This is a genomic window from Actinomadura sp. (assembly GCF_044508335.1).
Taxonomy (GTDB): domain Bacteria; phylum Actinomycetota; class Actinomycetes; order Streptosporangiales; family Streptosporangiaceae; genus Spirillospora.
This window is the reverse complement of the sequence record NZ_JBIQHY010000092.1, coordinates 1-11,920: the sequence shown is the minus strand read 5'-3', so window position 1 is coordinate 11,920 and position 11,920 is coordinate 1. Positions and strand designations below refer to the sequence as shown.

At 68.6% G+C, this 11,920-nt stretch carries 10 protein-coding genes; 6 read left to right on the top strand and 4 right to left on the bottom strand.

Annotation, left to right across the window (positions count from 1 at the left end; translation table 11 throughout):
* The first annotated feature begins 45 nt into the window (after positions 1-45).
* Positions 46-3,078: an AAA family ATPase gene (locus ACIWVC_RS25580; RefSeq protein WP_396454664.1), complete on the top strand. Its 3,033-nt coding sequence runs from the start codon at positions 46-48 to the stop codon at positions 3,076-3,078.
* A gap of 61 nt (positions 3,079-3,139) precedes the next feature.
* On the opposite strand, the gene ACIWVC_RS25575 is transcribed toward ACIWVC_RS25580, so the two are convergent.
* Positions 3,140-3,601, bottom strand: a complete 462-nt coding sequence (locus ACIWVC_RS25575; protein ID WP_396450862.1) for a hypothetical protein — start codon at positions 3,599-3,601, stop codon at positions 3,140-3,142.
* Positions 3,602-4,165: 564 nt separating this feature from the next.
* On the opposite strand from ACIWVC_RS25575, the gene ACIWVC_RS25570 reads away from it, so the two are divergent.
* From ACIWVC_RS25570 to ligD, 3 genes are all read left to right on the top strand, one after another.
* The gene (locus ACIWVC_RS25570) at positions 4,166-4,969 is read left to right on the top strand and encodes a hypothetical protein (RefSeq protein WP_396450860.1); all 804 of its coding nucleotides are present in this window, start codon (positions 4,166-4,168) and stop codon (positions 4,967-4,969) included.
* Positions 4,970-5,016: 47 nt separating this feature from the next.
* Positions 5,017-5,718, top strand: coding sequence for a hypothetical protein (locus tag ACIWVC_RS25565; protein ID WP_396450858.1), 702 nt, complete (start codon positions 5,017-5,019; stop codon positions 5,716-5,718).
* Between the two features lie 145 nt (positions 5,719-5,863).
* On the top strand, positions 5,864-6,817 hold the full coding sequence (gene ligD / locus ACIWVC_RS25560) for a non-homologous end-joining DNA ligase (protein ID WP_396450856.1): 954 nt from the start codon (positions 5,864-5,866) through the stop codon (positions 6,815-6,817).
* Positions 6,818-6,835: 18 nt separating this feature from the next.
* Here ligD and ACIWVC_RS25555 read toward each other — a convergent pair whose 3' ends face one another.
* The 3 genes from ACIWVC_RS25555 to ACIWVC_RS25545 form a co-directional block, all read right to left on the bottom strand.
* Positions 6,836-7,807, bottom strand: coding sequence for an AAA family ATPase (locus tag ACIWVC_RS25555; protein WP_396454663.1), 972 nt, complete (start codon positions 7,805-7,807; stop codon positions 6,836-6,838).
* A 77-nt stretch (positions 7,808-7,884) separates the two neighbouring features.
* On the bottom strand, positions 7,885-8,202 hold the full coding sequence (locus ACIWVC_RS25550; protein WP_396454662.1) for a pilin: 318 nt from the start codon (positions 8,200-8,202) through the stop codon (positions 7,885-7,887).
* A 313-nt stretch (positions 8,203-8,515) separates the two neighbouring features.
* Positions 8,516-9,346 (bottom strand): hypothetical protein, encoded by an 831-nt coding sequence (locus tag ACIWVC_RS25545; protein ID WP_396454661.1) that lies wholly within the window; start codon positions 9,344-9,346, stop codon positions 8,516-8,518.
* A 1,113-nt stretch (positions 9,347-10,459) separates the two neighbouring features.
* Here ACIWVC_RS25545 and ACIWVC_RS25540 point away from each other — a divergent pair.
* Together ACIWVC_RS25540 and ACIWVC_RS25535 are read left to right on the top strand one after the other, a co-directional pair.
* Positions 10,460-11,194 carry a hypothetical protein gene (locus ACIWVC_RS25540; protein WP_396454660.1) on the top strand — a complete coding sequence of 245 codons (735 nt, stop codon included), beginning with the start codon at positions 10,460-10,462 and terminating at the stop codon, positions 11,192-11,194.
* Between the two features lie 38 nt (positions 11,195-11,232).
* Positions 11,233-11,901, top strand: a complete 669-nt coding sequence (locus tag ACIWVC_RS25535; RefSeq protein WP_396454668.1) for a TRM11 family SAM-dependent methyltransferase — start codon at positions 11,233-11,235, stop codon at positions 11,899-11,901.
* Positions 11,902-11,920: the final 19 nt, after the last annotated feature.

Sequence of the window (11,920 nt, the reverse complement as noted above, 5' to 3'; positions counted from 1 at the left end):
GATGCCTCCTCCGGTTGGTCCGAGGCCGGGTGGTAGCATCCACGCGTGGACGGGGCTTCGTACCGTTTTGACGGATTCGAGCTCGATACCTCCCTCTGCGAACTCCGGCTCGCGGGAGAACGCATCCCGGTTGAGCCCCGGGCCCTCGACGTCCTCCACTACCTGATCTCGCACCGCGACCGGGTCGTGTCCAAGGAGGAGCTCCTCGACGCGGTGTGGGGCGACCGCTTCGTCAGCGAGGCGGCGATCACCACCGCGCTCCGGACCGCCCGCATGGCGATCGGCGACACCGGCAGGGAGCAGCGGCTGATCCGCACCGTGTTCCGGCGCGGCTACCAGTTCGTCGGATCGGTCGAGCGGACCGCGGCCGCGGAAGGACCGGGAGCGCGGCATGACGTCCCCCTGCCCGCCCGGCTGGCGGCGTCGACGGGCCTGGGATTCGCCGGCCGGGACCACGAGCGCACCGTCCTCGCGGACGCCTGGAAGGACGTCCTCGCCTCGGGTCGTCGCCGTGTGGTCCTGGTGAGCGGAGAGGCCGGGATCGGCAAGACGACGCTGTGCTCGGTCTTCGCGGCGGCGAAGCACCGCGAGGCGACGGTGCTGTACGGGCGCTGCGACGAGGAGCTGTCGATCCCGTACCAGCCCTGGCGGGAAGTGCTGACGAGCCTCGACCACCACGTCCCCGACGTCTTCGCCGGCCGCCACGAGGCGCTCGCGCCGCTCCTCGGCGGTACGGGCGCGGTGGACCTGGAATCGGAGTCGGCGCGGTTCGCGGTCTACAGCTCGGTCGTCGACGTGCTCGACGCGGTCTCGGCGCGCGGCGGGCCGGCGCTCGTCGTGCTCGACGACCTGCATTGGGCGGACGTGCAGACGCTCGCTCTCACCCGCCATCTCGTCGGGCGGGCCCTGACGACGCCGGTGCTGCTGATCGGGACGTTCCGCGACTCCGACGTCGACGCCTCGCACCCGCTGACCGCGCTGCTGGCCGCGACCCACCGCGAACCGGGCATCACCCGGCTGGCGTTACGCGGTCTCGACGACGGCGAAGTGCTCGACCTCCTGGAGTCCGTCGCGGGCCATGAGATGGACCGCGACGGACTCGCCTTACGGGACGTGCTGCGAGCCGAGACGGAAGGCAACCCGTTCTTCGTCACCGAGATACTGCGGCATCTCGCCGAAACCGGGGCCGTCGCCCAACAGGACGACGGCCGCTGGACGGCCCCGGCCCACCTGCAGACCCGGGGGCTGCCGGTCAGCGTGCGCGAGGTCGTGGGCCGCCGCGTCGAGCGCCTCGGACCCGAGACCCGCCGGGCACTCGACACCGCGTCGATCATCGGCCGGGACTTCGAGCTCGACCTGCTCTCCGAACTGCTCGGCGAAGACCCAGCCCGGACGTTCCAGCGCCTCGCGCCCGCCGTGGACAACGCGCTCGTCACCGACACCGCCGGACGGTTCGCGTTCACCCACGCCATCGTCGCCCGCACCCTGTACGCGGAGCTGAACCCGACCGCGCGAGCGATCACCCACCAGGCGGTCGCCGAGGCGCTGGAACGGCGAAGCGACCTCTCGGGCGAGCGGGCGGGCGAGATCGCCCGCCACTGGATCCACGCCCTCGCCCCCCAGAACCGCGTCAAGGCCGCCGAACACGCGCAACGGGCGGGCGACTACGCGCTGGCCCACCTCGCGCCCGACGAGGCGGTCACCTGGTACGGCCGGGCCCTCGAACTCATACCCGCCGGCGACTCGGCGCGGCGCTGCGAGATCATGGTCGGCCTCGGGACGGCCCAGCGCCAGGCCGGCGACCCCGCGCACCGCGAATCGCTCCTTGAGGCCGGCCGCCTCGCCATCGACCTCGGGAACGACGACCTCCTCGTCCGCGCGGCGCTCGCCAACAACCGCGGCGACGTCAGCCAGTTCGGGACGATCGACGAGGAGCGCGTCCAGATCCTGCGGAGCGCGATCGCCGCGAAACCCGGCGAGCCGGACGGCGCGCTCCTCCACGCGATCCTCGCCATCGAACTCCACGGCGCGCCGGACGAACAGGTCGAAGAGGCCGCCTCGCGCGCGCTGGACCTCGCCCGCGAGGCCGGCGACGACCGCGTCATCGCCCGCGCCGCGCGCCTCGCCGAGAGCGCGCTGCGCATCCCCGACGCCCTCGGCCGCCGCGTGCCCCTGCTGCACGAGGGCGTCGCCGCCGCGGAACGCACCGGCGACGTCCAGCTGCGCGGCATGCTCTCGATGTCCTACCAGGAGATCGCGCTCGAACTCGGCGACCGCGACGCGATGGACCGGGAGGCGCGCATCCGGGACTCGTTCGCCAGGCGCAGCCCCGAACCGTACGTCCGCTGGACCAACGAGCAGATGCGGTCGATCCACTTCTTCCTGGACGGCGACCTGGACGCGGCCGAAACCGCCGCCCACGACGCCCTCGAGATCGGCGTCGCCACCGGGCAGCCCGAGGCGTTCTTCGGCTACGCCGGCCAGATCTTCCAGATCCGCCGCGCTCAGGACCGCCTCGCCGAAGTGGCCGACGCCATCGAGCAGGTCCTCGAAGAGAACCCCGGGCTGCAGGTCTTCCGGGCCGGCCTCGCCTACGTGTGGTCCGAGCTCGGCCGCGAAGCGGACGCCCGGGCGCTCGCCGACCACCTCGACGTCTCGCCGGGCGGCGCGCCCCAGTTCTGGTCGACGACCCTGATGCTGTGGGCGAAGGTCTGCCGCACCCTCGCCCTCCCCGCCCAGGCGTCCCGGCTCGTCCCCGTCCTCAACCGCTGGCGGGGCCAGGTGGCCAGCACCGGAGCGACCACCGAGGGGGCGATCGCATACGGCCTCGGCCTGGCCCTCGCGACCCTCGGCCGCACCGATGAAGCGGCCGCCGCCTACGATCTCGCCCTGACCGTCAACCGCCGCCTCCGCGCACCCCTGTTCGTGGCCCGCACCCAACTCGCCTACGCCGAACTGCTGGCCGAGGCAGAACCCGACCGCGCCCGCACCCTCGCCACCGACGCGAAGGCGGTCACGGCTCGCAGATTCGCGCACATCGACCGCCGCGTCGAGGAACTCCTCGAACGCCTTCGCTGACTCGGTGGAGGCCGGCGGGCCGCCCCCAGGCGGCCCGCCGGCGGTCAAGCGGTCCGCGGGCTCACTTGCCGAAGTGGATGTCGCAGTCGACCCTGGTGAAGCTGGGGTTGGTGATCGCGGTGTAGTTGTTGGCGAGGTTCGTGTTGGTGCCGGACACGTCGAACGTGTGGCTCTTCTTGCTCTTGATCTTGACGGTGGGGGTGGTGAGGCTGGTCGCGTTGCTGGACGAGCCGACGTTCACGGTGACGACGCACGTCCAGTGGACCCACCGGAACGCGGGACGCCCGTTGCGGGTCTTCGAGTAGATGTTCCAGGTCCCGTCGGGGAAGATGGAGAGCTTCACCGGGCCGGACACGTCCGCGTTGTTCTCGTTGCCGAGGAACTCGACGTGATCGGGGAACACGGCCGCCTGCAGGGTGACGGCGTGGGCGGGAACCGCCCCGAGGAGAAGGCCGGCAGCCGCCACCCCCGTCGCCCCGAGGACGGTGAGGCCGCGCTTGCGGTTAACGGTGCTCTGCTGCATGGTGACGCCCTTCGTCGGTCTCGGTGATCAGAGGCGCTGGATCGGCGCGCCCCGTGCGACCCGAGTCTGGGCTCCCCGGACACCTCGACACTTGAGGAAGCCCTGCGGATCCTCTGAGGACCACCCTCAGCGCGCGCCCACGTGAGCAAAAGGGGAGGTCGAGACGCTGGGTCTGCCGCCTCGCCGATGCTCGAGCCCGGCGTCGTACCGGCGCCGGCCATGCCGGTTGACCTAGACCTTGGTCTAGCACTTAGCGTCTGCGGCATGGCTGGGTGAGGCGGCCGGGGAGGAGGCCGAGCAAATCGACCCGGACTCCGTCCGGACATTGCTCCGGCGGATCGGGCAGTCGGTAACTCGACTATCGAGGCTTTCCAGACTGGAAAGCGCGGTTATTGATGGGGATGTGCGGTGAAGACACTCGCCGAATGGCATCTGGTCGGGGGCCGGACCTGCCGGGCGCCCGACAGAATCTAGTCCTGCTAAGGTAACGAGCGCCGATTCAGGCGACCACGCGTAGACCGCCGTCCGGCCGTCGACGGTGGCCATCCTCATGGAGGTGAGGGAATGAGCGGGCGAGTGTGCAAGCGGCAGCTCGGATCATTCCTCGTGGCGTTGGTTCCGGTACTGGCCGCCTGCGGCCTCGTGGGGACTGACCACGCCCACGGATCTTCGCGGGGGTCGGCGGTGTCCACCGCGGTGACGCAGGTGAAGACCGCGAGGACGGTGCGCGCGTCGTTCACCTTCTTGATAAAGGGCAACTCCTCCAGCGCGAAGATAGTCGGCGACGCCGACATAATTCCCGGTACGGGGATCCGGGCCACATATGAACAGACATCGAACTACCATATGACTGACCTGGCCCGCGATAGTACTGGAGCCCTGGTCGTCACCGGGGGCAGCACCTATCTGCAATGGTCGGAATTCAAAATGCCGCGCGGTAAGAAGTGGTTTCGGCTCGACCGTCCGTGGACTCCTGACCCGGACAAGCCGACCCCTGCCGGATGGTATGCGCCGACGGGTCTGCAACTGCTCGATCCGCTGTTGTTGCTGGCCCAGGGACCGGTCGACGAGCACGGGGAGCCTTCTCCGGCAACCTTGAACGGTGCGACGACCCGAGTGCACAAGCTCGACCGCAACCTCGGCGTCGATCCGCCGGATCAGCGGCTGGCCGCGTGGAACGAGCAGGCGGGCGACGTCACCTCCATCGACCTCACGCTGTGGGTCGATGCGCAAGGACGCCCGGTACGTCTCAAGATCGACACCAGCGGCCTCACGCTCACCTCGCTCCAGGCGACGATCGACTACCACGACTACGGATCCTCGGTGACGGTCACACCACCGCCGGCTTCCAAGGTCACCAAGGTCTAGCCGCGGACTTCACGGGTTGTAGCACAACTGCGGCGCAAGGAGTGGGAATGGGAATCATCCTGCTGTTCATCCTGCTGGTAGTCGTGGTGTCCACCGCAGTCGCGGTGCCGATCGCCATCGGCCGCGGCAAGGCACGGCTGCGCCGCGCCGAGCAACTGGCCGCCACCGGATACGGCCGGCTGACCCTGAGTACTGACGGAGTCCACGATGTGGTGCCGCTGCTACCGCTGACGAAAGCAGCTCCTGAATACCGACTGCACCGCACCGACAATCTCTTGCACATCCAGGTCGCCGACCGTGATGCGCTGGTATTCGAGCACTTCTCCTCCGCCACCGCAAATCCGACCAACCTGATCTCGGTCCTGTGGAAGCTGGCGTCGATGAAGCGCCGCATGGTCTGGGTGACCGGCGTCCGCACCGTGCCCGCCTGGGTGCAGTTCGTCCCCAACCACTTCAAGGCTCCCAAGCCCGAGCGCAAGAGCCGTGTGACCACCGGGGACACCGAGATCGACGCCCGCTACGTCGTCAGCGCGGCGGACCCGCGCATGGTAGGAGCGCTGTTGGCCGATGGGCAGTTCCGCCAGACCCTGCTCGCCGAGACCGATTACGGTTGGCGGCTGGACGACCGCACCGACTGCCTGGCCAGCTGGCGCATGGAACCCATAGACGATGCCACCAAGGTCATCGGCCACATCCACTTCATGGTCCACCTTGCCGCTCGCCTCGAAGGCGTACTCCACCAACGGTGAGTGAACGCGGCTGAGATCAACGACCGTCACGCCGGTGAATCCGCCGCGTGGGTACGTCGCGGGCAGCCGGGCCGGGAGGAAGGATTTTTCCGGTTCATTGCAGTAGGCCGGCATGCTGCCGCTCGCTGGGCGGTAGGTCGTGGTGATGGAGAGCCTGCCGATGTATCCGCCGATGTTGGCCGTGCCGGGGGAACTGCCGACCAAGGAAGGCTGGGCGGCCGAGCTGAAATGGGACGGAGTCCGCGCTGTCGCCTATGTCCGCGACCAACGGTTGCAGTTGATGTCGCGCAACGACAAGGACATCACCGTCGCCTGGCCCGAACTCGGCCCGCTCGCCGCCGCGGTCGACGTGCCGGTGGTGCTGGACGGGGAGATCGTGGCGTTCGGACCGGACGGCAGGCCGTCGTTCAAGGCGCTGGCCCCGCGGATGCACCTGCGCCGTCCAGACCGCATCCAGTCTCTGGCACAGTCCAACCCCGTCTCTTACATGATCTTCGATGTGCTGCACTGTGGCGATGAGTCGCAGATCGCCCTGCCATACGCCGAGAGGCGCCGGGTTCTCCAGGGGCTCGGGCTGGACGGGCCGCGCTGGGAGACCACCACTTCCCATGACGATGTCGCGAGCGTTTTCGCCGAGTCGTCCCGCCTCGGCATGGAGGGCGTGGTCTCCAAGCGCGTCGACTCCCCGTACCGGCCGGGGAAACGGCATCGGGACTGGACCAAGACGAAGAACTTACGGACGCAGGAAGTGGTCGTCGTCGGCTGGAAGCCGGGGGAGGGCCGCCGCACCGACCGGATCGGCGCGCTTCTGCTGGCCGTCAACGATGAGCGTGGACGGCTGAGATACGCCGGCCATGTCGGTACCGGCTTCACCGACGCGATCCTGGACGACCTCGCGGAGCGTCTCGCACCGTTGCGGCAGGATGACCCGCCGGTTCCCGGCGTGCCGCCGCAGCATGCACGGGACGCCCGCTGGGTGCGGCCGGAGCTGGTCGGTGAGGTCGTCTTCGCGGAGTGGACCGGCGATGGCCGGCTGCGGCACCCGAGCTGGCGTGGAGTCCGCGCGGACAAGGAACCCGGCGAAGTCCGCCGCGAATAGGCCGGCGCGGCCGGGCGGTCACTCCGGGTTCTCGTAGCGGACGTTCAGCTCCTCGCCGGCGACGGTGACGGTGACGGTCGCACCGTTTCGGACGTCACCCGCGATGAGCGCGCGGCCGATGCGGGTCTCGACCTCGCGGGCGATGAAGCGGCGGAGCGGACGGGCGCCGTACACCGGGTCGAAGCCCTGCTCGGCGATCAGCCGCCGGGCGTCCTCGTCGATCGACAGGCGCATCTGCCGGTCGGCGAGCCGGGCGCGGAGGTCGTTGAACATCAGGTCGACCACCTGCTCGATCTGCGGCAGCGTGAGTGGCTTGAACAGGACGATGTCGTCGACCCGGTTGAGGAACTCGGGACGGAAATGCCGGCGCAGCTCGCCCATCACCCGGGCGCGGGCGTCCGGCTCGATGTCACCCTCCGAGGTGACGCCCTGCAGCAGATGCTCCGACCCGATGTTGGACGTCATGATGATCACGGTGTTGCGGAAGTCGACGGTGCGGCCTTGCGCGTCGGTCAGGCGGCCGTACCCGATCAGGATGAGGCTGGTGTTCATCGCGGTGAACGCGGCAACCAGACGCACGATCGTCTGGCCTGGCGCGGCCACTCCGGAGAAGGTCTGCCCGGCCATCAGCAGTACACCGGCGATCAGCACCAGGAGCACGAAGCAGGTGTTGGCGATCGTGCGGGACGTCGCCCAGATCTGCTCGGCCTGGCTCATCGACGACGACCCGATCTCAGGCGTTGCCAGCTGGGTGCTGGCCAGGAACCCCAGCACCGGCTTGAGGGCACTCTTGGCCAGGGACCGGAACCAGCCTGTGATCGCTTCCTTGGTGTGACAGCCCACGTCCACCCAGCCGCAGTCGTCCTCTTCCTCCTGACCCTCGTCAGAAGTGCCGTCGTCTCCCGGGTCGGACGGGACGAGGGCGGAGGCGGCGCTCGCGGGCCGGAGCGGTCCGGGCGTCTCGGCGGTGGCGTGCAAAGCCAGGCTCAATGCCGAAACGCTCGCCAGAAGCGCAGCGGCGATCAAAGCGCGCTTTCGCCGAACCCCGCGGATCGAGGCCCGCACGGTCAAGACCCAACGATGTACTTGAGGATCTGCACCAGTACCGGAGCAAGCGCGGCGATGCCGTAACCGATCGCGGCATTACGCAGCGTGCGCTTGCCCGCCTCCGCCTCGCCTGGGTCGCCACCGGCCAGCAGATAACGGACTCCGCCGATCGTTGCGAACAACGTGGCCAGCGCGACCAGCAGACCGACAATGACGTTGCGCAGATTGGAGATCACCTGTTGAAGACGGCCGTCGCCGGCCGGGGCAGCGACGATGTGCGCCTCGGCCGCTGAAGCCAGCGTCGCGGCGAGCACCAGGCCGCAAACCAAGATGCCCACGCACCACAGCACAACCGCGGCGGCGAGACGTCCGCGGCTTACCTCTGGCCGGCGGGACGGAAGAAGGTCGGACAACGGACGGATGCTCAACGGGCAGCCCTCCAGGCATGCGACGAGGCAGCGAGCGGAAACAGCGGCGACGGCCGCCGGGGCGGAAGGTGGGAAACCACGGGTTGAAGACGGGCCGGGCCTTTGCGGGTGTCCTCCTTCGGCAAGGGCACTCGGCGGACGGTCCGACGGACGGGGACCGGGTGACCATCCGGCCCGAACCCGTCTTCAACGCCGGGCTTCTTTCACCAAGTAACTGGACCGCTCACACCCCGGTCTTGGACATCAGCGATGCGAAGTCGTCCCGTAGACCCCCGTCGCGCATCGCGACCAGGCGCTTCTCCGCGCGGCTGCGGCGCTTCACCAACGCCGCGTAAGACATCCCGAGCTTTCCGCCGAGGTCGGCCAGGTTCATGCCCTCCAGCCGGGTCATGGTGATGATCTCGGCCTCGAACGAGGTGATGACGCCCTGCTGGACAGCCGAATCCATGAGCAGGTCCACGTGCCCCTCCGACGGGTCAGCGGGGTTGACCCGCGCCAGCGTGCAGGGGTCCACCGGGATCACCTGCGCGTGCCAGCGGTAGGCGCGCTGGACGACCTTGGCCGACCGCCCCACCAGCCGCTGCGAGATCCGGGGCTGCTCCAAGTCGATCTCGTGCAGCGCCTCGCAGAACGCCGACAGCAGGTCACCGGCCACACGCGAGGTGCCGGCCCCCGGCTTGCTCACTAGACCGCGCAGCCTGTTTCGCACGATCCCCTTCAGACCGGGCAGCGCGACCCCGACGCACCCCATGACCCAGGACGAGCCCTGGTGGCGAGCGCGCAGCACCAGCTCCCTCCACACGATGTCGCGGGTCCCCTGCCCGGTGGACGGGTGCAGCAGGATCGCCCGGACCTCGTCCAGCGGGATCATGCGGGCGGGCAGCCCGTGGCCGAGCGCCGCGCCGTCCACCGACAGCGGGGCCGGGCCGCGCGTCAGCAGATCGAACGTCGTCTCCGCGACGTCCAGGACATGCCGAGCCTCGGCATTGGAGCGGCGGCGGGTCGGCCGATCGGAGTGGTCGGCCGGGCGGACGCCGGTGATGGTGCTGGTCATGCTCATGGGAACCCCCGAGAGCTCGGTCGGTGAATCGGTCACCGACATCTCGGCAGAGCCCATGATCAGATCATGAGCAGATGACCTGCAGACACCCTCGAACCGATGTGCTCATGATCTGCTCATAATCGCTGTGACCTGCGAAAACGTAATCTGCTGATCGTGTGCACATGCTGTCAGCGCCCTGAGGTCAAGCGAGCACATGTGTTGGGATCGCCGCTGACCAGCATGAACACCGTGCACGTGACGCGCCGTGCCAAGAGAAGACAAAGGTTGGTCCCCGGCCTTGATCCTTGCCGGCGAGGGCCAAGGCCGGGGACAGGTCTAGCTGGCTGTTAGTCGTCGAGGACGTTGTGGAGGAGAGGGATGACGGCTATGGCGATCCCTATAGGGACGGCTGACTTCGGGTGCTGAAACGCCTGTAAGGCAAGGCCGCCCGCGATGATCAGTATTAGGCAGGCCCGGGTGGATAGAAGGTGCGGCCTCTCGGGTGGAGGCTCTCGGTGTTGTGTTGGGGGATGTTCAGCGGCAGCGCGTTGGTTGCGCCTTGAACTCAAGCGGCCTCTCCGATCTGGTCAAGTCAAACGCCTAGATGCTGTCGGTATGGCCTCTCCGGGTTGGGGGGTCCACTTCTTTCTTCCTTCCTTCACATCAACGTCCATGCAAGCTAGCAGTCTGCAATATAGCATACTGCTAGCTTGCATCGCAACCAGTTGAGAAGTTTCGGAGGCAGGAAATTTCTGAAGTCACTGGACTTGAGTGTTCAGAGCCAGTCCGAGGTGAGGCTTCGTCCTTGGCTTGAAGTGCCGTGACCTGCACTTATGTGGTTGCTAGCGGAGCCTCACGGAAGCTTGTCTCGACGACGCGGTCCAAAATCAGGAGGGTTGCTGTCCAGTTACTTAGTGAGACAGGGGACCGGGTGACCATCACGGGTCACCCGACATGACCAGCACCAGTAAGCCGAACCCGACACCCGCCAGCAGCGCACGGCAGCTCCTGCCGCTCTCAGTCTGGCTCTGCCCAGACGACACCACCGACCAGCCCGCCCACGACGCGCGGCCCTGCCAGGGTCCTGTCCACCGGGCACCACGCACCCGCACCTGTGAGCGGCACTTGGGCGCCATCAGTTCCGGGCTCGCGCGCCACCTCATCACCACCATGAGCGGCGAAGGCGACATCATCGCCGAGCCGTTCACCACCAACTCCGCCACCCTGCGCGTGGCGGCCGAACTCGACCGGCGCGCTGTCGGATGTGTCCCGCACTTCCCGCTCGCCCAGCACGTCGGTGCGCAACTGCGCGCCCACCTGCCGCGCGAACGCCTTGGGCGAGTCATGATGCGGCCCTGCCGCGCCGATCAGATGCATCTCGGCCTGTCCGACCATGCCGGGCAAGTCGCGCTGGCCATCGCGGCACCGCCCACGGTCGGCAGCCGCATCACCGAACCGAAGCCGAGGCGGGCGCGGGGAGCGTGCCCGGCATGCTTGTCGGACGTCCTGACCGACAGCGCCTTTCGCGTCCAGGCGTTCTTGTCGGCCGCTTACCGGGTCCTGCGGCCCGGAGGCCACCTTGCCGTCGTGACCACCGCCCGACACCACAACGGGCACCTCATCGACCCCGCACCGGCGATCATCTGCGAGGCCCGCAAGGCCGGGTTCCGCTACAGCCAGCACATCATCGCCGTCCGCGTCCCCGTCGAGGGCGACACCCTGCTCATCCAGGCCGGCCCCGGCAGCCTCGGGCAACTCCGCGACATCCGCTCCCGGGCCCTGCCACCCGCGGCCCGAGTCCACGCCGACGTCTGCATCCTCACACGGCCGAGCAGCAGCGGCCAGGGAGGTAACCGATGAACAGGAGTCTCCACACCCGAACCGGTGTGTTGGCGTCTGTGCTGGTCACCGGCCAGGATCCGTCCCGTGTCCAGCGCAAGGGCCGCTACACGCCTGAGTCGATGACGCATCCGGCCAAGATGCTTCCCGCGATCGCGGCCCAGGTCATCACCGCCTACACCGAGCCCGGCGACCTGGTGATCGACCCGATGTGCGGCATCGGCACCACCCTGGTCGAGGCCGTCCACCAAGGACGCGACGCCATCGGGATGGAGTACGAACCGCACTTCGCACAGATGGCCGCCGGTAACCTCCGTCACGCCCGCACCCAAGGAGCCACCGGCGCCGGACAGGTCGTCCACGGCGACGCCCGCAACGTCGCCACCACGCTCGCCGACCTCGCCGGTACCGCCGCGCTGGTGCTGACCTCTCCTCCCTACGGGGCGACCACCCATGGGCAGATATGCACCGGCCGAGACAACGGCGGCGGAAAGATCGACAAGTCCCACGGCCGCTACTCCACCGACCGCCGCAACCTCGCCCACCGCCCGACTGCCGAACTCGTCGCCGGGTTCGGACAGATCCTCACCGGATGCGCGGCCCTTCTCCGCCCCGGCGGAGTCATAGCGGTCACCGTCCGCCCATTCCGCGTCGCCGGCGAACTCGTCGACCTGCCAGGCCAGATCATCACCGTGAGGTGCCCCCAACCTTCCGGACTGCGGACCTGAGTAGGGTTCGTTCCAGAAG

What these genes read in the sequence shown, in the direction of transcription:
- ACIWVC_RS25570 (WP_396450860.1), top strand. Translation starts at nt 4,166, where the DNA reads ATGAGCGGGCGAGTGTGCAAGCGGCAGCTCGGATCATTCCTCGTGGCG.
- ACIWVC_RS25565 (WP_396450858.1), top strand. Translation starts at nt 5,017, where the DNA reads ATGGGAATCATCCTGCTGTTCATCCTGCTGGTAGTCGTGGTGTCCACC.
- ACIWVC_RS25575 (WP_396450862.1), bottom strand. Translation starts at nt 3,601, where the DNA reads ATGCAGCAGAGCACCGTTAACCGCAAGCGCGGCCTCACCGTCCTCGGG.
- ligD (WP_396450856.1), top strand. Translation starts at nt 5,864, where the DNA reads ATGGAGAGCCTGCCGATGTATCCGCCGATGTTGGCCGTGCCGGGGGAA.
- ACIWVC_RS25545 (WP_396454661.1), bottom strand. Translation starts at nt 9,346, where the DNA reads ATGACCAGCACCATCACCGGCGTCCGCCCGGCCGACCACTCCGATCGG.